Source organism: Tenacibaculum sp. Cn5-46 (assembly GCF_022347705.1).
Lineage (GTDB): Bacteria > Bacteroidota > Bacteroidia > Flavobacteriales > Flavobacteriaceae > Polaribacter > Polaribacter aiptasiae.
The window spans coordinates 332169-357022 of record NZ_JAKRGD010000005.1; the positions used below are offsets into that span (position 1 = coordinate 332169).

Annotated in this window: 23 protein-coding genes and 1 pseudogene; 23 read left to right on the top strand and 1 reads right to left on the bottom strand. The window is 30.2% G+C overall.

All coding sequences use genetic code 11. From position 1 onward, the window contains the following. The first annotated feature begins 95 nt into the window (after window positions 1-95). The 23 genes and pseudogenes from MHN29_RS12235 (at window position 96) to MHN29_RS12345 (ending at window position 23020) form a co-directional block, all read left to right on the top strand. Window positions 96-692, top strand: coding sequence for a sigma-70 family RNA polymerase sigma factor (locus tag MHN29_RS12235; protein ID WP_235276022.1), 597 nt, complete (start codon window positions 96-98; stop codon window positions 690-692). Between the two features lie 149 nt (window positions 693-841). After that, window positions 842-1081, top strand: a complete 240-nt coding sequence (locus tag MHN29_RS12240) for a thioredoxin family protein (RefSeq protein WP_150900830.1) — start codon at window positions 842-844, stop codon at window positions 1079-1081. Window positions 1082-1088: 7 nt separating this feature from the next. After that, window positions 1089-2063 carry a permease gene (locus MHN29_RS12245; protein WP_235276023.1) on the top strand — a complete coding sequence of 325 codons (975 nt, stop codon included), beginning with the start codon at window positions 1089-1091 and terminating at the stop codon, window positions 2061-2063. 9 nt (window positions 2064-2072) lie between these two features. After that, complete coding sequence (locus MHN29_RS12250) at window positions 2073-2435, top strand: hypothetical protein (protein WP_235276024.1); 363 nt, start codon at window positions 2073-2075, stop codon at window positions 2433-2435. A 14-nt stretch (window positions 2436-2449) separates the two neighbouring features. Then, window positions 2450-2782 carry a heavy-metal-associated domain-containing protein gene (locus MHN29_RS12255; RefSeq protein ID WP_235276025.1) on the top strand — a complete coding sequence of 111 codons (333 nt, stop codon included), beginning with the start codon at window positions 2450-2452 and terminating at the stop codon, window positions 2780-2782. Window positions 2783-2800: 18 nt separating this feature from the next. Continuing rightward, window positions 2801-3850, top strand: a pseudogene (locus MHN29_RS12260) (ArsO family NAD(P)H-dependent flavin-containing monooxygenase); the annotation flags it as partial. Window positions 3851-3972: 122 nt separating this feature from the next. Continuing rightward, window positions 3973-4905 (top strand): NAD(P)/FAD-dependent oxidoreductase, encoded by a 933-nt coding sequence (locus MHN29_RS12265; protein ID WP_235276027.1) that lies wholly within the window; start codon window positions 3973-3975, stop codon window positions 4903-4905. 19 nt (window positions 4906-4924) lie between these two features. Continuing rightward, on the top strand, window positions 4925-5536 hold the full coding sequence (locus MHN29_RS12270) for a bifunctional 2-polyprenyl-6-hydroxyphenol methylase/3-demethylubiquinol 3-O-methyltransferase UbiG (protein ID WP_235276028.1): 612 nt from the start codon (window positions 4925-4927) through the stop codon (window positions 5534-5536). 48 nt (window positions 5537-5584) lie between these two features. After that, window positions 5585-6472 (top strand): AraC family transcriptional regulator, encoded by an 888-nt coding sequence (locus tag MHN29_RS12275; RefSeq protein ID WP_150900823.1) that lies wholly within the window; start codon window positions 5585-5587, stop codon window positions 6470-6472. A 94-nt stretch (window positions 6473-6566) separates the two neighbouring features. Next, window positions 6567-7859, top strand: coding sequence for an amino acid permease (locus MHN29_RS12280; protein ID WP_235276029.1), 1293 nt, complete (start codon window positions 6567-6569; stop codon window positions 7857-7859). 7 nt (window positions 7860-7866) lie between these two features. After that, window positions 7867-8763: a DMT family transporter gene (locus tag MHN29_RS12285; protein ID WP_235276030.1), complete on the top strand. Its 897-nt coding sequence runs from the start codon at window positions 7867-7869 to the stop codon at window positions 8761-8763. 52 nt (window positions 8764-8815) lie between these two features. Beyond that, on the top strand, window positions 8816-11143 hold the full coding sequence (locus tag MHN29_RS12290) for a TonB-dependent receptor (RefSeq protein WP_235276031.1): 2328 nt from the start codon (window positions 8816-8818) through the stop codon (window positions 11141-11143). Between the two features lie 101 nt (window positions 11144-11244). After that, window positions 11245-12555: a methyltransferase domain-containing protein gene (locus MHN29_RS12295; protein ID WP_235276032.1), complete on the top strand. Its 1311-nt coding sequence runs from the start codon at window positions 11245-11247 to the stop codon at window positions 12553-12555. Between the two features lie 185 nt (window positions 12556-12740). Next, window positions 12741-14075, top strand: a complete 1335-nt coding sequence (locus MHN29_RS12300) for a TolC family protein (RefSeq protein WP_235276033.1) — start codon at window positions 12741-12743, stop codon at window positions 14073-14075. Between the two features lie 4 nt (window positions 14076-14079). Beyond that, window positions 14080-15234: an efflux RND transporter periplasmic adaptor subunit gene (locus MHN29_RS12305; protein ID WP_235276034.1), complete on the top strand. Its 1155-nt coding sequence runs from the start codon at window positions 14080-14082 to the stop codon at window positions 15232-15234. 8 nt (window positions 15235-15242) lie between these two features. Beyond that, the gene (locus MHN29_RS12310; protein WP_235276035.1) at window positions 15243-18710 is read left to right on the top strand and encodes an efflux RND transporter permease subunit; all 3468 of its coding nucleotides are present in this window, start codon (window positions 15243-15245) and stop codon (window positions 18708-18710) included. 60 nt (window positions 18711-18770) lie between these two features. Next, window positions 18771-19448, top strand: a complete 678-nt coding sequence (locus MHN29_RS12315; RefSeq protein ID WP_235276036.1) for a hypothetical protein — start codon at window positions 18771-18773, stop codon at window positions 19446-19448. A gap of 46 nt (window positions 19449-19494) precedes the next feature. Next, window positions 19495-20022: a hypothetical protein gene (locus MHN29_RS12320; protein ID WP_150900818.1), complete on the top strand. Its 528-nt coding sequence runs from the start codon at window positions 19495-19497 to the stop codon at window positions 20020-20022. A 219-nt stretch (window positions 20023-20241) separates the two neighbouring features. Further along, window positions 20242-20700 carry a DUF962 domain-containing protein gene (locus MHN29_RS12325; RefSeq protein WP_150900817.1) on the top strand — a complete coding sequence of 153 codons (459 nt, stop codon included), beginning with the start codon at window positions 20242-20244 and terminating at the stop codon, window positions 20698-20700. A gap of 91 nt (window positions 20701-20791) precedes the next feature. After that, window positions 20792-21403 carry a DUF4230 domain-containing protein gene (locus tag MHN29_RS12330; protein ID WP_150900816.1) on the top strand — a complete coding sequence of 204 codons (612 nt, stop codon included), beginning with the start codon at window positions 20792-20794 and terminating at the stop codon, window positions 21401-21403. A gap of 293 nt (window positions 21404-21696) precedes the next feature. Further along, entirely contained in the window at window positions 21697-22098 is a 402-nt protein-coding gene (locus MHN29_RS12335) for a GNAT family N-acetyltransferase (protein WP_150900815.1), read from the top strand. Between the two features lie 3 nt (window positions 22099-22101). Then, window positions 22102-22467, top strand: a complete 366-nt coding sequence (locus MHN29_RS12340) for an MmcQ/YjbR family DNA-binding protein (protein WP_150900814.1) — start codon at window positions 22102-22104, stop codon at window positions 22465-22467. A gap of 4 nt (window positions 22468-22471) precedes the next feature. Then, window positions 22472-23020 (top strand): 5-formyltetrahydrofolate cyclo-ligase, encoded by a 549-nt coding sequence (locus MHN29_RS12345; RefSeq protein WP_235276037.1) that lies wholly within the window; start codon window positions 22472-22474, stop codon window positions 23018-23020. A 50-nt stretch (window positions 23021-23070) separates the two neighbouring features. On the opposite strand, the gene rho is transcribed toward MHN29_RS12345, so the two are convergent. Further along, on the bottom strand, window positions 23071-24738 hold the full coding sequence (gene rho, locus MHN29_RS12350; protein WP_150900812.1) for a transcription termination factor Rho: 1668 nt from the start codon (window positions 24736-24738) through the stop codon (window positions 23071-23073). Window positions 24739-24854 lie beyond the last annotated feature (116 nt).

The window sequence follows — 24854 nt, forward strand, 5'->3', positions numbered from 1 at the left end:
TTAACCTTATAAAAACAAAACAGCTAAGAAACTATTAAACTAACACTCATGAAAGTCTTTTTAGTAAATTTGCATTCAATCATTATACTTTATCGATGAAAAAAGAATGCTGCAATTTAAATGAGGTTATTCAGGAATTTTACAATTTTCTAAAAGCCTATGTTTTAGGTAAGGTTAAAAATAAGCAAGTTGCAGAAGACATTGTACAAGAGGTAATGATCAAATTAGTTGAAGCACATCATAAATCGCCACAAGTAGACAATATTAAAGCTTGGCTATTTCAAGTTAGTAGAAATACAATATTTGATTATTTCAAAAAACACAACATTGAAGCTAATTTTGATAATGATTGGAAAATAGAAAGCGACGACTCAAATGAAAACTCAAAAGTTATTGTTGCTGATTATATCATTCCTATGATTGAGATGTTACCATCAACATATGCAGTCGCTTTGAAAATGAGCGATATTGACAACATTCCTCAAAAAAATATCGCTACTAAACTAGGTTTAGGACTTTCTGCTACTAAAATGCGTATTCAAAGAGCACGAATTAAATTGAAGGAACTTTTTATAGAATGTTGCGATATTGAATACGATAAAAATGGAGCTTTTGCAGGTTGTGTTATTAAAAAACATTGCGAACCTTTACATCAAATAACAAAGAACTTAGAGAGTAAATCTTCTTCATAAAGCATAAATTTACACCATATAGAAAAGCCTTGTAACCTAATGATTACAAGGCTTTTTAATTTTTATTTGAAATATTTTTCAAAAACTTGTGTCTTTTTACATACTACTTCAGACTTCATAATAAAGTTTAATATTTAAAACAATAATTTATGAATACTGAAATCAAAATTTTACACTCGTCATGTTGCGCTAAGGGATCTCCTATAAAAGAGCAACTTGAAGGAATCGCTAAAGAAAACAACCTAAACATTTCTATTGAAGAACTTTCAAAATTAGAAGACACAATGGTTTATGGTACAATGATTTTTCCTTCATTAGTAATCAACGGAAAAGTATACGATTACAAAAAATACAATACTAACGATAAACTATTATCTCTATTAAATTAATTTGAGTATGGAAAAACTAACACAGTTTCTTTCTACAATTGCTGATTATCTTGTTTACGATTTGTTTGGTATAACTCAAAATAGTGTATTTGGTAATGCTCTTCACTATTTTTTAATTGGTTTTACAGAAATAGTAATTCTTGTAATTCTTGTTACCTATTTAATGGGAATTATAACAAGTTATTTACCAATGGACAAAATTCGTGTATACCTAGAAAAGAATAAGAAATCTGGCTTAGGAAACATAATGGCTTCATTACTTGGTGCTATTACTCCATTTTGTTCTTGCTCATCTATTCCACTATTTGTGGGAATGATGCAAGCAAGAATTCCTTTAGGCATTGCACTGTCTTTTTTAATAACTTCTCCGTTGGTAAATGAAATTGCGATTGCAATATTTTGGGTTACATATGGATGGAAAGTTACCGTTATATACGTACTTACAGGTATTATATTAGGTGTAGTTGGAGGAATTTTATTAGAAAAACTCGGAATGGCAAAATATGTAGCTAATTGGGTGAAAGAATTAGGTGAAAGTAAGGCGGAAGCTACTAAAGATACTAGAACTTTTATGCAACGATTACCTGAAATTAATAATGAAGCATTGACTACATTAAAAAAGTTAGTTCCTTATATTTTTCTAGGTTTAGCCATTGGTTCTTTTATTCATGGATATGTTCCTCAATCCTTTTTTGAAACTTATATTTCAAAAACAAATCCATTTGCAGTTCCTATAGCAGTTTTACTAGCAATTCCTCTATATATAGATGCTGTTGGTGTTTTGCCTATCATAGAATCGTTAATAGAAAAAGGGGTGCCATTAGGTACGGCTATAGCTTTCATGATGGCATCTATAGGACTCTCATTTCCAGAAGCTTTGTTACTAAAGAAAGTAATGCAAAAAAAACTAATCATTGCGTTTTTTTCCACCATTGGAATTGGAATGATCATCTCTGGATTTTTCTTTAACCTCATTTTTTAAAATCAACTTATGAAATCAATTGTATCATCAATAAGCGCAATTTTTGTTGCCATAGCTGCTTGTACATGCTGTGTTGGACCTTTAATGGCTTTGGCTGGAGTATTGGGTGTGAGCGCATCGCAATTAATTTGGCTATCTAGTATAAAAAATTATCTAATTACTTTTAGCTTAATAGCTATTAGCTATAATCTTTACAGGGCCTATTACCCAAAAGCACAGCAAGAGTGTTGTGATATGAATCAATACGAAGCCTTATCTAAATTAAATGAAAATGAGAAAAAAGCAGTGTCTTTCTTTCAATCTAAAAAGTTTTTATGGGCTGTAGCCATCATCACAATTATTATTCTAATTCTACCTTATTTATCTAATTAACTAAATAAACCATTATGAAAATTCAAAACCTATTATTAATAATCGCAGTATCTTTAATATTTTTAGCTTCTTGCCAATCACAGAATAAAACAAATAAAGATGCTAAAGTTAAAGAAATTGCAAAGTCTGGAATTATTACTAAAACCTATACTTTAGAAGGATTTAAACAATCATGTTGTACAGGTATTGTAAACTATTCTTTAAAAGAAGTGAACGGATATATAAAATCGGAAGCCAATGTTAAAAATCAACAGTTAACTGTCTGGTTTGATAACAAAAAATGTGATGAACGAGCTATCAAAAAAGCAATTAATAAAACCCCTTACAAAATAGTAAACTCACTATAGAGTAATGAATATTTAAAATATGCAATAGACATGAAAATATATGATGTAATAATAATTGGCGGTGGACAAGCTGGATTGTCTGTTGCATATTTTTTAAGACGCACCAATTTAGAATATCTAATTCTAGATAGGAATGATAAACCAGGAGGCTCATGGCTCCAAACATGGGATAATTTAAAGTTATTTTCTCCTACAGAATACAGCTCACTTTCTGGTTGGGCAATGCCAAAAAGCGAAAATGAATATCCTACTAAAAAAGAATTCATAAGCTATTTAGAGAAATACGAGTTACGTTATAATTTCCCTATTCAAAGGAATACAATAGTTCATAACGTTACAAAAGAAAACGATCTATTTCAAATAGAAACGAACCAAGGAATCTTCTATTCAAAAAAATTAGTTAGTGCTACTGGTACTGCTCAATTTCCTTTCACACCTTCTTATCCAAATCAAGAAAAGTATACAGGAATTCAACTTCATTCTTTGGAATATAGAAACACTTCAAACTTTAATAATAAAAACGTTTTAATTGTTGGTGGTGGTAATTCGGGCGCTCAAATTTTAGCAGAAGTTTCAAACGTAGCAAACACTAAATGGGTTACTTTACATCCACCACATTTTTTACCAGACGATATAGATGGACGTTATTTGTTTAATGAAGCAACCCAAACCTTTTTCAATAAATCAGACAGTACTAAAAAGAAAAAGGCATCACTGTCTAGTATTGTAATGGTTGAAAGTGTAAAAGAAGCCAGAACTAGAAATGTGTTAAATGCTGTAGCTCCATTTGAATCTTTTTATGAGGAAGGGGTGATTTGGAAAGATGGAAGCAAAGAAAAATTTGATATCATTATATGGTGTACTGGATTTAAAGCTAACCTAAATCATTTAACCTCTCTTAATATTATTGAAAACAATCGTATTAAAACCACACATACTAGGTCTATAAAAGAACCCAACCTCTGGTTAATAGGTTATGGTAACTGGACAGGATTTGCTTCTGCTACTATTTATGGAGTAGGAAAAACTGCCAGACAAACTGTAAAAGAAATTCAAGAAACAACATAAGCTCAAACTTATTATGAAACTCATTTTTTACACTAAATGGTAAAATGTCCATAAATACCTTCTTTTTGTACACCTATAAAAATATCCAGCGCTTGTAGTTTTGCAATATAAATACAAGACTTATGGAAAATATTAAATTTGAAGTTATCATAATTGGAGGCGGTCCTGCTGGACTAAGTGCAGCATTAGTACTAGGAAGAAGTAGAGTAAATACACTTATTTTAAACACCGAAAAACCTAGAAACTTTGCAACTACGCTTTCTCATACTTTTTTAACACAAGATGGCAAACATCCAACAGAAATTTTTAAAGCTGCCAAAAAAGACATAGACAAATACCCTTCTTTAACATACAAGAAAGAAAAGGCTATTGATGTTAAAAGTTCATCAAATGGTTTTATTGTAGAAACAGAAAATGGCACTTATAATTCCAAAAGAGTAGTTATTGCTTCAGGCTACAGAGATGATGTAGAAGGCTCTGGAATAAAAGGACTTTCTGATGTTTATGGAAAATCGGTATACCCCTGCCCTTTCTGCGACGGATATGAATTAGCAGATAAGAAATTAGCAGTATTTGGAGGTGCTGAAATTGCTCCTTTCTTTTCAACAGTAGTTACACATTGGTCTAATGATGTAGCACTTTTTACAAATGGAGATATAATCCCTGATAAAGAATTTGCTTTTGAGTTAGAACGAAAAGGAATACAAGTGTTTCAAGACAAAATAAAAACATTGCATTCAACCGAAGGTAAACTTCAAAAAGTTGAACTAGAAAATGGAAAACTTATAGAAAGAGAAGGTGGTTTTTATAGAGATATGAAAGTTGTAGAAAGCACCAATTTCGCTCTACAATTTAATATTCCTAGTGAACCTGGGCATTTTGGATTAACAAATTATATTGTTGATGAAAATAGAGAATCTGACGTAAAAGGACTTTATATTATTGGAGATGCAAGAACAGGTTGGAGCGGAATAGCACCTTCTGTTGCTGAAGGTTACGAACTAGGAGCATCAATAACTGTTCAAATTTCACAAGAAAATTGGAATAACAAATAATCATCTATTATAATATCGTATGAAAGATTTTTGGAACGAAAGATATAATCACAATGAATGGGCATATGGTAAAGAACCTAATGCCTACATCAAAGAAAAACTGCCATTATTTAATGCAGGAAAAGTACTGTTTCCTGCCGAAGGAGAAGGTAGAAATGCAGTGTATGCAGCTACTCTAGGATGGAATGTTTCTGCTTTTGACTATAGTTTAAAAGGCAAAGAGAAAGCAGATAAGTTGGCACAACTTAATAATGTTTCCATCGATTATAAAGTTCAAGCATTTCTTGAAGAAAAATATAAGCAAGATGAATTTGATATGATTTGCCTCACTTCTGTTCATTTTGAACCTAAAATTAAAGCTGAAATGCATAAAAGACTCGATAGCTACTTGAAAAAAGGAGGCTATATTATACTAGAAGCATTTAGTAAAGAACATCGAGAAATTAATAAAAAAAACCCAAAAGTTGGAGGACCATCAAGTGAAGAGGAAATGTATTCTCTTGAAGAAATTAAACGTGATTTTTCCAATTATGAAATCATTGAATTAAAAAATAAAAACACCTATCTTCAAGAAGGACTGTATCATATAGGAAATAGTGCTGTTATTCGATTTATTGGGAAAAAGAAGTAAGTATTCAATTAAATAATTGTATTTTATAGAAGTTTAAACATTGTAACCGTGAGAAAAAAGGAATTTACAGATTTACCTATTAGAAGTTTTGAAGACAATGCTTTTACACCGAAGCAGGTTTCTAAATTTGAAATAGATAGAATGACTGGAGAGAATAATGGTAACCAAATCATTGTTGAACCTCATCGACACGATTATTATCATATCATGTTTATAAAAAAAGGGATAGGCAAACATTCTATCGATTTTAAAACTTATGATATAAAACCCAATATGATGTTTTTTGTTTCTCCTGGTCAAGTACATTCTATAGAAACAAGTATAGACACCGAAGGTTATGTAATTTCATTTGATTCTGGTTTTTATCATTTAGGAGACAGCTTTCAAAAACTTTTAGACTTTCCTTTCTTTCATTCTATAAGCAATTCTCCTATTATAAATATAGATAAAGAAAACACTAAAATTCAAGCCGCTTGGGATGAACTATATGAAGAATATAATGCTAGTACAAACGATAAAAACAATATTTTAAGAGCTCTTTTTGAAATATTACTTATTAGATCTTCTAGAATATACGATTCTCCTACAGAATCTGAAAAACCAGCTTATTTAACCTATCAATTAAGAAAGTTAGAAACATTAATAGACAGGCATTTTAAAGAACTTCGATTATTAAATGATTATGCCGATTTAATGCATATTTCTCCAAGACATCTTAATAATTTATGTAAAAAAGGGTTAAATAAAACAGTAATGAACCTTATACATGAGCGTACTTTAACAGAAGCTAAAAGACTCTTATTATTTACAAACAATTCTATTTCGGAAATTGCATATGAACTTGGGTTTACAGACACTTCTTACTTTATGCGATTTTTTAAAAAACATACATCTTTAACTGCCGATACTTATCGCAACCAAAACAACATAGTATAGTTTTTTAACCCTTTTGTACTTAATTACCTCCTAAAAGTCCATCGTCTGCACTTATAGCTAGTAATAATTTTGCTTATCACTAAAAACAAAATTTGTGAAAAGTAAAATATCAAGTCGAGCTGCTATGGCAGTTGTGATAGCTAATATGATTGGAACAGGTGTTTTTACAAGCTTAGGATTCCAATTAGTTTCAACAAAAAACACGTGGAGTATTATACTTCTTTGGTCATTGGGAGCAATTATGGCTATAAGTGGAGCACTCTCTTATGCTGAATTAGGCACAAAATTAACTCGCTCAGGCGGTGAATACCATTTTTTATCAGTTGTATATAATAAATTTGCTGGCTACCTCTCTGGATGGGCTTCATTAACTGTTGGTTTTGCTGCCCCTATTGCACTCGCTGCTATGGCAGCTGGTGCATATACAGAAAAATACTTTGGTATAAACGACAAGTTAATTGCTTCTATTCTAATAGTAGTTGTCTCTTTATTTCATATGTTCAATTTAAAAAGAAGTAGTCAATTTCAAAACACTACCACCTTTATAAAAATTCTGGTAATTTTTATATTTATTGCTATTGGGCTTTTCACTCCCTCAGAGGCTACTTCATTTGACTGGAGTAATCAATGGCAAAATGAAATCTTACTTCCTTCTTTTGCTGTTTCTTTAGTATACGTTTCCTATTCGTTTTCTGGATGGAACGCTGCAGCTTACATTGTAGATGAAATAAAAAATGTAAACCGTAATCTCCCCATAGCACTTATTGGAGGAACACTTTTGGTAAGTATTTTTTATATACTTCTTCAAATTGTTTTTCTAAAACAAGCTCCTATGTCTCTACTTATTGGACAGGTAGAAATTGGGCAAATTGTTGCGGATAATATTTTTGGTAGTATTGGAGGAAAAGTTATGAGTGGTCTCATTGCTTTTATGCTTGTATCTAGTATTAGCGCTATGGTATGGGTTGGGCCTAGAGTAACCAAAGCAATGGCTGAAGATTATCAATTATGGAAATTTTTAAGTAAGACAAATAAAAATGGAATTCCAAATAAAGCAATAATACTTCAAGCTATTATTTCTCTTACAATGGTTTTTACAGGGTCTTTTGATCAAATTTTAACCTACAGTGCTTTCATTTTGCAATTATTCGTTTCATTAACAGTTCTAAGTCTCTTCTTTATTAGAAAAAATAATGATTTATCAGGCTATAAAAGTCCTTTATTCCCTTTACCTCAAATTATATTCCTCCTAATCAGCTTATGGATTTTAATCTACTTGCTAGTAGAACAACCTATAGAATCACTTATAGGTATTGGAATTTTACTTCTAGGAGCATTGAGCTTTCTTTTCAATAAAGCAATAGAATCTAAAAAAATAAAAACTTAAAAATAAAATGAAAAATATACCTACTACAAACATTCAAAAATTAAATTCAAAAACTAAAGGGGTTACACTTGCTATTTTAGGAGCTATTTTAATGAGCTTCGACCCTATTTATATTCGATTTTCTGGCGTGAGTGGTTTTAACACCATATTCTTATTTGGTTTATTTACAGCTATTTCAATGTCTATTGTTGTCCAAACTTCAGAAAAACGTAGTATTATTCAAGTTATCAAATCTGATGGCTGGCCACTTATAATTTCAAGTTTATTAATGTTAGGAAGTGCCTCTTCATTTGTTTTAAGTATAAAAAACACTTCCGTAGCTAATACTTTCATAATTCAAGGAGCAACTCCTGCTGTAGTTTCTTTATTAAGTTGGATTATTTTAAAGGAAAAAACCAATCGTAAAACATGGTTAGCAATATTTTTTGTTGTTTTAGGAGTTATCATTGTTGTTAATGGTTCTTTTGGTACAGGAAACTGGAAAGGAGATTTACTTGCATTGGTTTCTGTATTCTGTGTGGGACTTATCTTTACTATTCTACGTAAATATCCAAGTGTAAATAGATTAGCTCTCGTTGGTCTAGGTGGATTCTTTATGGCTTTAGTAATGTTCTTTTTTTCCGAACCATCTAATTTCTCTACAAACACCTGGTTAGTTATGGCGGCTATGGGGTTATTAACAGCTCCTTTAGGAAGAGTATTAGGAATGAAGTCTGTAAGATTTATTAAAGCTTCAGAAGCATCTTTAACATTAAAACTTCAAAATGTCTTAGCTCCAGTTTTAGCTTTTATATTCTTTAATGAAATTCCTAATCGAGATAGTTTAATTGGTGGTACAATCATTTTGGTAACTATCACTTTATATACCATTAGCTTAATAAGAGAATCAAAAACTCACAAATAGTGATACTTTCTCTTTCTCATCATTCAACGAACAATTTTTAATTCTAGAACAAATGAATAAACTTTCATTAATCTTTTTATTTATTTTACTCACATTTTATCAGATAAACTATGGTCAAATTAATCAATCAGAAACAATAATTTCTGGACATATAATTAACAAAGGAAAACACTTACCGTATGTAACAGTAAGCGTAAAAAACACCACTATAGGAGATATCACAAATAATTCAGGACATTATCAACTTATAAATGTTCCAAGTGGAAAACAAACTATAGTTGCTCAATCTATGGGTTATAAAACCCAAGAAAAAACAATAGAAATAAAATCGGGGGAAACCTATATTTTAAACTTCGAATTTGAAGAAAGCAAACAAGAATTAAATGAAGTAATCATTGAGGGAAACAATAAAGTTTCTAAAAGGATAAAAACTTCAACTATTGTGAATACCTTAGATTCAAAGCTTTTCACTGCCACCCAATCGGTTACTATAAGTGAAAGCTTAAACTGTTCGCCAGGACTTAGAATGGAAACTAATTGTGCTAACAGTGGTTGGCCTCAATTAAGAATGAATGGCTTAGGTGGTGAATATTCTCAAATATTAGTAAACAACCGCCCAATTTTTAAAGGTTTTGCTAGTGTTTTTGGCTTAGAAATGATTCCTACTAGTATTTTAGACCGAGTAGATATAAGACGTGGAGGCTCTACAATATATGGAACTGGTGCTGTAGCAGGAACCGTTAACCTTATGCTAAAAGACCCTCATTTTAATTCTTTTGAAATTGGTGTAAATACTTCTTTTATAGGAGCAGGTGTAAAAAATACTGGAGGAGTTTCAGAAGAATACTCTACCAATTTTAACGGTTCTTTAGTTACCGATGATTACAAAACCGGAATTACTTTATTTGGGTTTCATAGAGACCGAAAAGCTTTTGATGCTAACAATGATGGTTTTTCAGAAATCCCTATGCTAAACAGTACTACTCTAGGAGCTCGTCTATTTCATAAATTAAACGAACAAGGAAAATTAACTATTGATTTTTTTAACCTAAAAGAAGACCGTCGAGGAGGTGGAGATTTTAACACCCCTGTAAATAAAGCTAATATGGCTGCGGCTGTAACCCATAATATTTCTACTGTTTCAATAAATTATGAACAATATATTAAAGAGAAAAACTTATTATCAGTTTATCTTTTAGGACAATCTTTAAAAGCTGATGCTTTTAGAGGTTTAAGAACAGCTTATGGAATTTATGAAAATATAAGAGAGCGATCTTATGTATTTGGTACACAGTATAAATTAAATTTTGAAAAAAATAGCATCTTATTTGGACTAGAAAATAATGGAGCTATACTTACAGATAATCAAATATTACATTCAGAAACAAACCCTAACTTAATAGGAAATAACACAAATATAGTAGTAGCAAACCAAGGAACTAATACAATATCTATATTTTCTCAATACGACTTCAACTGGCACAAGTTTAAGGCATCATTTGGCGCTCGTTTTGACTCTTATAAAGTAAAAGATAGAGAACATAATAGTTTTAATAAATCAGGAAGTGTATTTAGTCCTAGATTTACATTAAAATATGATTTAAAAAAATATTTGCAAGCTAGGTTAAGCTACTCAAAAGGCTATCGCTCCCCTGAATTACGTGATGAAGATTTACACATAGAAATATCAGGATCTAACAGTATTGTAAATAAGGTAAGAGCAGACTTAGACAAAGAAACGAGTAATAGTTATACAGCTTCTTTAGATTTTAATAAAAAGATAAACAACACCTACCTTAGTTTTCTTTTAGAAGGTTTTTACACCCAAATAAACAATCCTTTTGCTACTAGTTACTCTACTCCTGACAACAATGGTGTTATTACCGCAACTAGATTTAACTCAAATCAAGAAGCAAAAGTAAAAGGAATAAATATTGAAATGCAAATAGTGCCTTCTGAAGCTATTAGTTTTCAAGCTGGTTTTACAATTCAGAACAGCAAATATGAACAACCTCAAGCATTCAATGAAAAACGTTTTTTCAGAACCCCAAATCACTATGGATATTTTATGCTTGATTGGAACTTATCTCAAAAATGGACCATTTCAACTAATGGTAACTATACAGGAAAAATGTTAGTTCCACACTTTCCAAAACAAGAGCTTAGAACCTCTAAACAATTTTTGGATTTAGGTATAAAATTACGTCGAAATATTGCTTTAAAACAAACAACTTTACAAATATACACTGGTGTAAAAAACATATTTAATAGTTATCAAAATGACTTTGATGAAGGGCTTAATCGTTGGCCAAAATATATCTATGGACCTTCAGCTCCTAGAACTATATACCTAGGTATTAAATTCGGGAATTTACTATAGGTTAAAACTGTAAAAAAGTACATAATAAACTTACTTTTTGAAACAAAGAGAACTTTACAAAAAACAAAACTTTGTATCTCAAAACATAAGAACAATATAACATGAAAAAAACAAAGAGTAAATTAACAATCCCCAATCTTCTTTGTCTTGTATTAATAACATTTACTGGTGTAAACTGTAATGCTCAAAAACATGGTAAACATGGACAACACAAACATTTACCAGCTAAAGAACTTGCTAAACATCTAGATGCAAAAGATAGAGATAGCTGGCAAAAGCCTAAAGACGTTCTAGCGCTAATAGGTGACTTAAAAAATAAAAAAGTATTAGATATTGGTGCTGGTACTGGCTATTTTTCTTTTAAAATGGTAGATGCTGGGGCTAATGTAATTGCTGCAGATGTTGATAATGATTTTATAGAAATATTAAACCATAAAAGGAAAGAGAAAAAGGTTTCTTCTAAAGCAATGGAAATTAGAAAAATTCCTTTTAACACACCTGATTTAAAAAAGGAAGAAGTAGACATCGTATTAATTGTAGACACTTATCATCATATAGAAAATAGGGTTGATTATTTTAAAAAGGTGAAGTTTGGAATGCAACCAAATGGCAAACTAGTTATAGTTGATTATAAAAAAGATAAATCAATTACCGATGGTCCATCATATGAGATGAGAATTAAAGAATCTGATGTTATTCAAGAATTAAAAAAAGCTGGTTTTGTCGATTTTAAAATCAACAGTAATTTACTTTCTAAACAATACATAATAGAGGCTTTTTTAATTCCACAAAAAAAAGTATCTGAAGCTGAGTTTTTAAAAGCATATTTTAATAAAGAATACGCCAAAGATGAATACTTATATGGTAAAAAACCTGACAAATATTTAGCAAAAATATTACCTCAACATAAACCTGGTAAAATATTATTTCCTGGTGAAGGAGAAGGTAGAAATGCAGTTTTTGCTGCCAAACTAGGATGGGATGTTACGGCATACGATTATAGTACTGAAGCTAAGAAAAAAGCATTAAAATTAGCAAAGGCAAATAATGTAAATATTAAATATACTGTACAAGATATTGTAAATGCTTCGTATCCTAAAGAATCTTTTGATGCTATAGCTTTCTTATTTATTCATTTTGCTGGACAAGAGCGCATTGACATAAATAAAAAAATGGATAAGCATCTTAAAAAAGGAGGTCTTTTAATTATTGAAACTTTTAGTACAGATCACCCAAAAATTAGCAAAGAAGGACCACAAGAGATTCCTTATCTATATGATAAGGAAAGTATTTTAAGAGATTTCCCTAATTATGAAATTATCGAATTAAAAGTTGAAACAGATATTTTATTAGAAGGTAATAAAAGTGAATTTAAAGGCTCAGTATTAAGATTTGTAGGTAGAAAAAAATAGGTTTAATTATTGATAGCCCCTTTTTGAAAGTTCATGTGGTATTTAACTATACCCATGAGCTTTTTTCATTAACAAAACTTCAACAAGTCTCATTTGTAAAAAAGTACATAAAGAACCAACTTTTGTGAACTAATTAACCTCTCCATGCTCTCTAATTTTGTACCAACAATTAGAAACAAGCAAATATGAAGGTTTATAAGATAATAACAGTACTAATAGTTCTTATTTTATTTTCTGTCACAATAAAGGCACAAGATAAATTTAGTTTAAAAGAAGCTATAAACTATGCAAAAGAGCATAATAGAAATATCATTATTTCTCAAAAAGATATAGAAATAGCATTAAAAAGAAAGTGGGAAACAACAGCTGAAGGACTTCCTCAAATAAATGCAAATGCTACTTATAATTATTGGTTAAAACAACAATTAAGTTTAATTCCAGGAGTAGTAGCACAACAACCAGATAAAGATTTTGTTCCAATTGCCTTTGGCACTAAACACAATGCAAATGGTACCATAACCATTAAACAAAAAGTATTTGATGGTTCTTATTTAGTAGCACTTCAATCGGCTAAAGTGTTCTTAGAAATTTCTAAAAACCAAAAAGAAAAGTCACTCACAAAAATTAAAGAACAAGTAACACTAGCCTTTGTTAATGTTTTAGTTGCTAAAAAGGCAATCGCTATTACTAATCAGAACATAAACAATCTGAAAAAAAACTTATACGAAACAAAAGAAATGCTACTAAATGGTTTAGTAGAGGAAGAAAATGTAGAACAACTTGAAATAACTCTCGGAGAACTTCAAAATAATTTAATAAGTATTGAATATCAAAAAGAAGTAGCCAAAGACTTGCTTAAAGTTTTAATAGGCAAAGACATTAATACTTCTATTCAGTTAACTGACAATTTAGAATACCTACTGTCTGAGTATACCTCTAACACTTTGAATAATTCGGAAATTGGTTTAAACAACAATATTGACTTTCGTATTGCACAAAACAAGGTAAAAGCAAAAGAACTACAATTGAAACTTGAAAAATCAAAAGCTCTCCCCTCTTTAGATGTATCCTTTCAAACAGCTATTGCTGGATATGGTAATAATTTAAATGCTACACTTCGTACCACAGATATGTTAACCTCTAATTTATTTTTGGTAAACTTAAACATACCCATTTTTAGCTCTTTTAAACGTAGTGCTAGTACTAAAAGAAAAAAAATAGAAGTCTTTCAGGCTAAAACAGCTTTAAAAGAAACACAACAACAACTATCTCTAAAACTTACTCAAGCAAAAAAGGCTTTTGATTTAGCTATTAAAAAGTTAAGTACAACAAAACAAAATTTAGACTTATCTGAACGAATAGCCGATAAAAATCAAACAAAATTCAACAATGGAATTGCTTCAAGTTTTGAATTAAGACAAGCTCAAACACAATTATACGCAACACAACAGGCATACATACAAGCTATCCAAAACCTTATTAGTAAAAAAGTAGAATTAGAATCATTAGTAAACAAATAAAATTATGCAACGATACATATATATAACATTGGTAACAGCATTTTTAATATCCTGTGGAGGTGAAAAAAAATCCAATCATAATACACAAAACTTAGCTCAACTTCAAAAGTCAAAAGCTGAACTTTCGAAGCAAAAATCTGAAATTATCAAACAGCTAAAATTAATAGAGTCTCAAATAAATAAGTTAGACACTTCTAGAAAAATCGATTTGGTTTCAGTAAAAAAGATAACTCCTGAAAATTTCAATCATTATTTAGAAATTCAAGGAAATATAGAAACAAAAAAAAATGTATTAATATATCCTGAAGTAGCTGGATTACTTGAACACGTTTATGTAAAAAAAGGGCAACATGTAAAGAATGGGCAGCTATTAGCTAGCATAAACGATGGGGGTTTTTCACAGCAAATTAGTCAGTTTGAAGTACAAAGAGATTTAGCAAAAACTACATTTGAACGTCAAACCAACTTATGGAAAAAAAAGATTGGATCAGAAATTCAATATTTACAAGCCAAAACAAATTATGAGTCGAAAGAAAAAGCCTTACAACAATTAAAAGAGAGGTACTCTAAAACTCAAATTAAAGCCCCTTTTTCTGGTATAATTGACGACATTATAAAAGAGCAAGGTACTATTGTTAGTCCAGGAGCTAGCTCGGAAGTTTTCAGAATTGTCAATCTTCAAAACATGTATATAGAGGCTGATATCCCAGAAAGTTATATTCAAAAAATAACTATTGGAAAACCTGTTGAAATTAATATTCCGACATTAGGAAAAACCATTACTTCTAAAATTCGTCAAGTAAGTAATTATATACATCCTGAAAGCAGAACATTTTCTATTGAAGTTCCTATTGCAAATAAAAAAGGATTAATCAAGCCCAATCTAACTGCACAATTAAAGATTAACGATTACAATAACTCATCTGCCTTATTAATTCCTAAGAATATTATTTCTGAAGACCGTAATAATATACCAAACGTATTTATTGTAAAAAACAAAGCAGGAAAAGAGTTTGTTGAGAAAAGGCAAATTGTTACTGGAAATAGTAAAGAAAACTTAATAGAAGTTATAGAAGGTTTAGAAAATAACGACCAAGTAGTACTTGATGGAGCTAGAAAACTTAAAGCTGGACAAGAAGTGAAAATCTTAAAAAATTAATTCATAAGATGGAAAAAAACAATAAACTATATAAAGAATTTGGGTTATCCTCTTGGGCTATAGAAAACAAAACCACTGTTTGGGTTATTATCGCTCTAATATTAGGTTTAGGTTTGATTGCCTATTCAAGCATGCCTCGTGAAAATTTCCCTGAAATTAAAGAAACTAAAATTTACGTTAGTGCTATTTACCCAGGAAATACAGCTGAAGATATTGAAAAGTTAATTATTGACCCTTTAGAAGAAAAACTTAAAAACGTTAGTAATGTAATAGAAATAAAATCTACAGCGCAAGAAGATTTTGGGATGCTCATTGTAGAGTTTGACGATAAACTTACTATAGAAGGAGCTAAACAAAAAGTAAAAGACGAAGTAGATAGAAAAACAGCTAGTGAAGATTGGCCTACTTTTAACGGAGCTAAGGTAGAACCTAATATTTTTAATATAAATATTGCAGAAGAAGCTTCTATTTTAAATATAAATATTGCTGGAGATTATCCTGTTAATGAATTACAAGATTTTGGAGAATACTTAGAAGATGAAATAGAGAACTTACCTGAAATTAAACAAGTAGATATCAGAGGTGCTGAAGACCAAGAAATAGAAGTCGCCGTAGATATTTACAAAATGATGGCAGCTAAGATTAGCTTCAACAATGTAATTAATAGTATCAAAGGAGGAAACATAACAATCTCAGCTGGAAATTTAATTAATAGCGGACAAAGACGTACTATTAGAATGATAGGAGAAGTAAAATCTCCAAAAGACCTTAATGATTTTGTAGTTAAATCAGATAATGGGTCCGTTTATTTACAAGATATAGCTACAGTTACTTTTAAAGATAAAGACAAAACAACTTTTGCCAGAGAATTCGGTAGCCAAGTAGTAATGCTAGAAGTAAAAAAGCGTTCTGGACAAAACATGGTTGCTGCTGTAGATAAAATCAAAGTTCTGGTAAAAAATGCTCAAGAAAATGTACTTCCTAAAGACATTAAAATAACATTAGCAAATGATCAGTCTCAAAAAACAATGACTGAAGTAGATGATTTAGTAAACAATATCATATTTGGTATTATGCTGGTTGTTGGGGTATTAATGTTCTTTTTAGGAATTAGAAACGCGCTATTTGTTGGGTTAGCTATTCCTATGTCTATGTTCTTATCTTTTATAATTATAGACTTATTAGGCTATACCTTAAATACTATGATTTTGTTTGGACTGGTAATGGGACTTGGTATGCTAGTAGATAATGGAATTGTAGTAGTAGAAAACGTATACCGTTTAATGGAAGAAGAAGGAATGTCTCGCTTTAAAGCTGCAAAACAAGGTATTGGAGAAATAGCTTTTCCAATTATTATATCTACAGCAACAACAGTAGCTGCTTTTGTTCCATTAGGTATGTGGCCTGGAGAAATGGGAGAATTTATGATTTACTTCCCTGTAACTCTATCTATTGTTTTAGGTTCGTCTCTTTTTGTTGCCATTTTTATCAATTCAATGTTAGTTTCTCAGTTTATGAAAACTACAGAAAAAAAGATTCCTTTAAAACAATTGGTTAAAACCTCAATTATATTAGTTATTCTAGGGATTCTAATTCTTATTGTAGGTAAAGAAGTAAGAAGTTTAGGTGTAATACTACTTTTTTCTACAGCAATGTTATGGGGATATCGTTTCTTATTCTCTAAAATGATTATATACTTTCAAACTAAAATTTTAACTACGATAGAAACTTGGTATGAACGTATGCTTATTAAAGTATTAAGTAAAAAAATGCCAGCAATTACGCTCTCTGGAACATTCGCTTTATTAATCATAATTTTTATGATGTTTGGAGCATCAGTAGATGAAGGCAAAACTAAAATTGAATTCTTTCCAGATAATATTCCTTTTCAGATTATAACTTACATAGAATATCCTCAAGGAACAGACATTACAAAAACAAATACCATTACTAAAAAAATTGAAAACCGTATTTATCAAATAATAAATCAAGATAAATATTTAGACCCTAATGATAAATCTAGAAACCAACTTGTTGAATCTGTAGTTTCTCAGGTAGGTCGAGGTGCAGGAAATCATCAAGTAGACGGTTTTTCAGATACAGAACTTCCTCATAAAGGAAAAATTACCTTAACAATGAGAGAGTTTAAATATAGAAATGGGTTAGACTCAAGAAATTTGCGAAAAGAAATTCAAGAAGCCATTGTTGGTGTTTATCCGGGTGTTGCCATTTCTGTTGAAAAAAACATTGATGGTCCTGCAGCTGGTTACCCTATAAACCTTGAGCTTTCAGGTAAAGATTACGAAACATTAATTGAAACTGCTGAAACTATGAGGGATTTTATTAACACCAAAAGCATTCCTGGTATAGCTGAATTAAAAATTGATGTTAATAAAGGGAAACCTATAAAAGAGGTTATTATCAATCGTAAAAAAGCAGGAGATTTAGGGATTAATGCCGACAATTTAGGAATGCAATTAAGGTCTTCAATCTTTGGTGCTAAAGCAGGTATTTACAAGAAAGACGGAGATGATTACGATATATATGTTCGTTTCAATAAAGACAACAGATATAATACCTCAGCTTTATTTAATCAGAATATAACATTTAGAGATGAAAACTCTGGAGCAATAAAAGAAGTTCCTGTCTCTACCATTGCATCACAAATAAATACCTCAGGTTTTAGTGCTATTAAACATAAAAACTCAAAACGAGTTGTTACTATGTACTCATCATTAGCTCCTGGTTTTACAGATGCTGGTCAAGTAGTAACAAAAATAAGAGAAGAAATGGAGTCTATAAACCTTCCAAAAGGTGTTTCTATAGACTACACTGGACAAATTGAAGAAGAAGCAAAAGAAATGGCCTTTTTAATGGGAGCTTTCTTTACTGGGTTGGCACTTATCTTCTTAATTCTTATCTATCAATTTAATTCAGTAACAAAGCCAGGAATTATCATGATTGCCGTTTTCTTAAGCTTTATAGGGGTTTTTGGTGGAATTCTAATTTCTGGAGCTTCGTTTGTAATATTAATGACCATGCTAGGTATAATTTCATTGGCAGGTATTGTGGTAAATAATGGTGTAATTCTCTTAGACTATACGCAGCTTTTGATAGATCGAAAAAAGGAGCAACTTAATATTTCTAATAAGAATACTCTTGACTTAACCGAAACTATTAAAATGATTGTCAAAGGAGGAAAATCAAGATTACGTCCTGTGCTATTAACTGCTATTACCACGGTATTAGGACTAATGCCATTAGCTTATGGTATCAACATCAATTTCTTTACACTATTTTCTGAATTTGACGCCAATATTTATGTTGGTGGAGATAATGTTGTCTTTTGGGGACCATTAGCTAAAACAGTTATTTATGGATTAATAGTAGCTACATTCCTAACACTTGTTATTGTTCCTGTATTATTTATGTACGTGAATAAAGTTAAAATATGGAAAGCTAATAGAGCTTTATAAACCTTCATCAAATTTACCAAGCCATTCACAAGAATAATCTCAATTAAAAATTATAATTAAATGAAAATTAACTTAAAGCAAGTCAAGTTAACTTTTAGTATCATCTTAATAGGATTCTCAATTACTATTTCTGCTCAGTCGCCTTCACAAGAAGAGTTTTTACCTATAAATCCTCCAATAGATTTTGAAGTATTTGCTTCTAAAGAAATTTTAAGTATTCAAAATGTCTTTATGAGACCATTAAAAAAAATGGAAAAGTTTAGCGTTTTTAATATGCTTACATATTCACAGTTTTATGAAGATAAAAATGTTGTGTTTGTTGGTTCTACCACACTAAACTATGAAGTGGCTAAGAACCTTAGTATTTCAGGAGGAATAGCTACAAATTCTATTGATGGAATTCATCCAATTTTAGGTATAAATTATGCTTATGTAAGTAAAGAAATGTTACTAATCCTAGCTCCATCTATTGATTTAATAGACGACAAAAGTCTTGAGGCACTTTTTTTATATGAATACAAACCTCGTTTATCTAAAAAAACCAGCTTATATACCAGAATTCAATTCTTATATAATCATAACATAAGACAAGATACTCATAACAGAAGCTATCTTAACTTAAGACTTGGGCTAAGTTTTAATAATATTTCTATAGGAATAGGTTCAAACCTAGATGCCTTTGGACCATTCAAAATCAAAAAAGAAAACTACGGTTTATTCGCTAAGTTTTTGATTTAAAAACAGCATCTACAATAAAACTTAACAAGAAAAATAACATCGAATTATGAAGCAAGAATCTTTAAATCATTTTATAAAAGAATTATCAAAAGTATGGGGACCTCTAACTTCAGACTTAACTAAAAAAAGTAAAGAACTAGTAGAAGAACTAACTCAAAATTGTATTGGAGAAAGTTGGGTAGATCAACTACTAAAAGAACAACTTCCTTTTAAAGAAATATATAGAAGTGAAGAACACGGATTTATATTAATGGGACATGTAGAAAAAAAAGGAGAGTTTAGCCCTCCACATGATCATGGAAGTGGTTGGGTAATTTACTCAACGGTAATTGGTCAATCCAAAATGGGACTTTTTAATCGTGTTTTTCATCCCGATGGCACCATGGATATTGTCCAAAAAGACGACTACATTTTAAACGCTGGAGAATGTAATGTATATCTACCAGGAGATATTCATGATACTTATACTCTAGAAGACAACACTCTAATGTTGAGACTTACAAGCTGTGATTTTTTACAAGAGCTAAAAGAAGGAAGACTAGTTAGATATACAAACAATCATAAAAAATGGTAGTCTTCATTTTAAGACTATTTCATTAGTAATAATATTAGAAAAACTCATTTTTAGTTTGTAAACAACTATAATTAGTTAGATGATAGGGTAATAGTTGTTCTAAAGCTCATGTCGTATTTAACAATACGCATGAGTTTTTTGCTTTTACTGAAAATATATTTTTTTGTGTAAATTCGTAGTTATGAGACTCCCTAATTGTTTCAACTAAACGTAGATAATATGAAAACACTTCAACAATGGTTTGATGATTACGCAGTTAGCCATCAAAACGAAACAAACATTACGATACATTTTATTTGTGTTCCTGCAATATTTTTTAGCATTGTAGGAATATTCATGAGTATTCCTTCTCAATTTTTAAGTAATTTATTCCAATTAAACAATCCACTTGTTGAAAACTGGGCTACTGTAGCTTTGATATTCGTATTAATTTTTTACTTGAGATTATCTTTTTCAATGTTTCTAAAAATGTTAGTTTTTTCTATTCTATGTATTGTAGGAAATTTCTACTTAGGAAAATACGTTCCGTTACTATATACCTCAATAGCTATATTCGTAATAGCTTGGATTGGCCAGTTTTACGGACATAAAGTTGAAGGAGCTAAACCTTCATTTATTAAAGATTTACAGTTTTTATTAATTGGTCCAGCTTGGGTAATAAAAAAAATGTTTAGTTAAAATTAAACAACTATATTTTCCTAGAAAGCCTCTTAGCAATGTTTGTTTTAGCAAAACAGAATATTAAGAGATTTTCTGTAAATTCGTGGCTATGGAATTACTTTTTTTAGGCTTGATAGGCGGTGCTGTAGCCTCATACTTTATTTTTCAAAAATTTTCTTCGGTTAGTAAAAGAAACCTAACAGAAAAACAATCTGTTGTGCTATTAGATAAAATTAAGAAGGTATCAAAACTAATTACAGTTGAAGGAGAATTTGCTGAAATTTATCATCATGAAAACACCAAAGAAAAATTCCTTGGTTTATTTACTAGTAAGAAAAAAGCAATTATATTAATTAATGCTAAAGTTCATATCGGTTTTGACTTTAGAAAAATTGTTGTACAAACAGATACTAAAAAAAAGACATTAATTTTATCGGAATTTCCTAAACCTGAAGTTTTTTCTATAGAGCCCAATCTTCGTTTTTATGATATTCAAAATGGATTATTAAATAAGTTTAGCTCAGAAGATTTAACAGAAGTTAATAAGGAAGCTAAAGAACATATACTTCAAAAAATTCCAGAAAGTAACTTAATGCAAACTGCTAACAAAGAGGCTTTAGATGCAATTACTCTTATGGAAAATCTAGTTGAAACTATTGGATGGAAGTTAGATTACAGTGCTTTAGAATTACCTTCAGATAATCAAAAGCTTATAGAATAAGTATCACATTGACACTAAACAAACTATATAAATATTTTAAACTCATAATACTATCTTCCCTTTCTCTTTGGGTTTACTATTTTATTAGTAATGCTAGTTTTATAAAAGAATATCAAATTATGATGGATAATAGTGACGTTAGTGATGGCTTACTGTTTTTTATTTTTATAAATATTATTAAGTACTTTTCTCTATTATTTGGATTAGTTTCAATTATCTTCATACCTTACAAAATCTTTACTTCTAAAAAGGAGTATACTTAAATAGTATTGCTAATATAAAAGGGACAAAAAATGATAACTATTTCTACAGATAAAAACCTACTTCAAATTGATGTAATTCATTCTTTTTTAACCAATTCGTATTGGGGAAAAGGAAGAACTTTGGCTCAAGTAGAAAAAACAATTGAAAACTGTCTCTGCTTTGGAGTGTATAAAAATGGAGAACAAATTGGTTTTGCAAGAGTGGCTACGGATTATACTGTTTTTGCCTATCTGATGGATGTTTTCATTTTACCAGAACATCGAGGTAATGGATATTCAAAAAAATTAATTGCTACTATAACGCAAGCAAAAGAGCTAGAATCGTGTGGTACTTGGATGTTAAAAACTAAAGATGCTCATGGTTTATATACACAATATGGTTTTACCGAATTGAAACAACCTGAAACAGTACTCGAACGTATTTTGAAATAAATTATGGATATAGAACAACTAAGAGATTATTGCATTAATAAAAAAGGTGTTACAGAACATTTTCCTTTTGATGAGGTTACTTTAGTATTTAAAGTAATGAATAAAATGTTTGCTTTAGTAGGCTTAGATAGTTGGGAAAAAGGAGACACTAAAATGAATTTAAAATGCGACCCAGAATGGTCGTTAGAACTTAGAGGAGAATACGATAGTGTAAATCCTGGTTGGCATATGAACAAAAAACATTGGAATACAGTTCATTTAAACAACGATGTTTCAGATCAACTTGCTTTTGAACTTATAGATCATTCTTATGACTTAGTTGTAAAAAGTTTGACAAAAAAATTACGCGAAGAACTTCATAATTCATAATGAGATGAAAAAGAAAGAACTTCGAGAGATTTACAAACAAAAAAGAAAAAGTTTATCTAAAACAGAAATAGAAAATTTTGAACAAAACATTTACACTCAACTTTTCGAAATTGACTTTTCTACCTATAAAAACATCCATATTTTTCTTCCTATAGAAAAACAAAAAGAAGTTAACTCCTACCCTATTATTGAATTTTTAAGAAAACAAAAAAAAACAATTATTATTAGTAAAAGTGATTTTAAAACCAACACTTTACAACATTATATTTTTAACAACTCAACCACATTAGAAATTAATAAATATGGAATTCCAGAGCCTATCAACGCTATTGAATTTGATGTTAAAAAAATAGACCTCGTATTTGTTCCGTTATTAATTTCTGACAAGCAAAATTTCAGAGTTGGTTATGGTAAAGGGTTTTATGATCGCTTTTTATCAGATTGTAAAAAAGATATTTTTACTATTGGGCTTAACTTTTTCAAACCAATTGATAAAATTGAAGATCTTAATAAATTCGACTTTCCATTAAATAAAATCATATATCCAAAATAAAAAAACCTGCTATAAAAGCAGGTTTTTTTAATATCTATTTCATCTAAAAATTATCCGTTCATAGAAATTAAGAACTCTTCGTTATTTTTAGAGAATTTAATTCTTTCGTTAATAAACGACATCGCTTCTACTGGGTTCATATCTGCTAAATATTTACGTAATACCCACATACGCTGTACAGTTTTATCATCTAATAATAAATCATCACGACGTGTACTAGACTTAATTAAGTCAATAGCTGGGTAAATTCTACGGTTAGAAATATTACGATCTAATTGTAGTTCCATATTACCAGTACCTTTGAATTCTTCAAAGATTACCTCATCCATTTTAGAACCAGTTTCAGTAAGTGCTGTAGCTATTATAGTTAATGAACCTCCATTTTCAATATTACGAGCCGCTCCAAAGAAACGTTTTGGCTTGTGTAATGCATTAGCATCAATACCTCCCGATAATATCTTTCCAGATGCAGGAGCAACAGTATTATATGCTCTTGCTAAACGAGTTATCGAGTCTAATAAGATAACAACATCATGACCACATTCCACTAAACGCTTCGCCTTTTCTAAAACTATATTTGCTACACGTACATGTTTATCTGCAGGCTCATCAAATGTAGAAGCCACTACCTCTCCACGAACATTACGCTTCATGTCAGTAACCTCCTCTGGCCTTTCATCAATTAATAAAACAATTTGATATACTTCTGGATGATTTGCCGCGATAGCATTAGCAACATCCTTTAATAACATTGTTTTACCAGTTTTAGGCTGTGCTACAATCATACCACGTTGCCCTTTTCCTATAGGAGAAAATAAATCGATTATTCTTGTAGATAAAGAACTACCTTTTTCTGCTAAATTAAATTTATCTTCAGAGAATAAAGGTGTTAAGTGTTCAAACGAAACACGATCTCTAACTATATTTGGACTTAATCCGTTTATTTTTGACACTCTAATTAAAGGAAAGTACTTCTCTCCTTCTTTTGGTGGACGTACATTTCCAAGAACAGTATCTCCAGTTTTCAATCCAAATAATTTAATTTGAGATTGAGATACATAAATATCATCAGGAGACGATAAGTAATTATAATCTGAAGAACGTAAGAAACCATATCCATCAGGCATCATTTCTAATACACCTTCACTTTCAATAATTCCATCAAACTCAAAATCAGGGTCTCTATATTTATTCCCACTCTTATGATGTGGTTTATTAGAGTTCTGGTTCTTATGCTTATTCCCTCTATTATTTCTTTGTTGCTGCCTGTTAGCATTTGAATGCTGGTGCTGTTTTTTGTCTTCAACAGGTTGCTGTTTAGCTTCAGAAGATTGCTTTTTTTGTGCAGCTACTGGTTTTTTAGCTTCAACAGGTCTCTTTTTTGCAACATTTTCTTTTTTAGTTTCAGTTTTCTTTTCAACAGCTTTTGCAGGAACCTCTACTTTTTCTTTTTTAGTTTTAGCTTCTGTTTTTTCTACAACTTTCTTCTCAACCTGCTTTTTATCAGCAGTTTCAGTTTCAGTCTTAGCTATTCTTTTTCTCTTAGTCTTTTCAGCTTTTGGCTTTGCTTCATTAGCACCGGCCTCGGCTTGTGCGTCTAAAATCCTATAAACTAAATCTAATTTTTTTAACTGACTTACTTTAGTTAAACCAATAGTTTTAGCTATGGCTTGTAAGTCTGTTAATTTTTTAGTTTTTAATTCCGAAATTTCGAACATTCGTAAAAATAATTAAGTTATATAATTCTTTTATTTATAGAAAAGAATTGAATTTTATTAAGTTTTTTAATGATTGCTATATTATATAGGGGCTATATAATAGTTTAATGCGCGGT

Coding starts and splice junctions, on each gene's coding strand:
- MHN29_RS12235 (WP_235276022.1), top strand. CDS start 96: ATGAAAAAAGAATGCTGCAATTTAAATGAGGTTATTCAGGAATTTTAC.
- MHN29_RS12240 (WP_150900830.1), top strand. CDS start 842: ATGAATACTGAAATCAAAATTTTACACTCGTCATGTTGCGCTAAGGGA.
- MHN29_RS12245 (WP_235276023.1), top strand. CDS start 1,089: ATGGAAAAACTAACACAGTTTCTTTCTACAATTGCTGATTATCTTGTT.
- MHN29_RS12250 (WP_235276024.1), top strand. CDS start 2,073: ATGAAATCAATTGTATCATCAATAAGCGCAATTTTTGTTGCCATAGCT.
- MHN29_RS12255 (WP_235276025.1), top strand. CDS start 2,450: ATGAAAATTCAAAACCTATTATTAATAATCGCAGTATCTTTAATATTT.
- MHN29_RS12265 (WP_235276027.1), top strand. CDS start 3,973: ATGGAAAATATTAAATTTGAAGTTATCATAATTGGAGGCGGTCCTGCT.
- MHN29_RS12270 (WP_235276028.1), top strand. CDS start 4,925: ATGAAAGATTTTTGGAACGAAAGATATAATCACAATGAATGGGCATAT.
- MHN29_RS12285 (WP_235276030.1), top strand. CDS start 7,867: ATGAAAAATATACCTACTACAAACATTCAAAAATTAAATTCAAAAACT.
- MHN29_RS12290 (WP_235276031.1), top strand. CDS start 8,816: ATGAATAAACTTTCATTAATCTTTTTATTTATTTTACTCACATTTTAT.
- MHN29_RS12295 (WP_235276032.1), top strand. CDS start 11,245: ATGAAAAAAACAAAGAGTAAATTAACAATCCCCAATCTTCTTTGTCTT.
- MHN29_RS12300 (WP_235276033.1), top strand. CDS start 12,741: ATGAAGGTTTATAAGATAATAACAGTACTAATAGTTCTTATTTTATTT.
- MHN29_RS12305 (WP_235276034.1), top strand. CDS start 14,080: ATGCAACGATACATATATATAACATTGGTAACAGCATTTTTAATATCC.
- MHN29_RS12310 (WP_235276035.1), top strand. CDS start 15,243: ATGGAAAAAAACAATAAACTATATAAAGAATTTGGGTTATCCTCTTGG.
- MHN29_RS12315 (WP_235276036.1), top strand. CDS start 18,771: ATGAAAATTAACTTAAAGCAAGTCAAGTTAACTTTTAGTATCATCTTA.
- MHN29_RS12320 (WP_150900818.1), top strand. CDS start 19,495: ATGAAGCAAGAATCTTTAAATCATTTTATAAAAGAATTATCAAAAGTA.
- MHN29_RS12325 (WP_150900817.1), top strand. CDS start 20,242: ATGAAAACACTTCAACAATGGTTTGATGATTACGCAGTTAGCCATCAA.
- MHN29_RS12330 (WP_150900816.1), top strand. CDS start 20,792: ATGGAATTACTTTTTTTAGGCTTGATAGGCGGTGCTGTAGCCTCATAC.
- MHN29_RS12335 (WP_150900815.1), top strand. CDS start 21,697: ATGATAACTATTTCTACAGATAAAAACCTACTTCAAATTGATGTAATT.
- MHN29_RS12340 (WP_150900814.1), top strand. CDS start 22,102: ATGGATATAGAACAACTAAGAGATTATTGCATTAATAAAAAAGGTGTT.
- MHN29_RS12345 (WP_235276037.1), top strand. CDS start 22,472: ATGAAAAAGAAAGAACTTCGAGAGATTTACAAACAAAAAAGAAAAAGT.
- rho (WP_150900812.1), bottom strand. CDS start 24,738: ATGTTCGAAATTTCGGAATTAAAAACTAAAAAATTAACAGACTTACAA.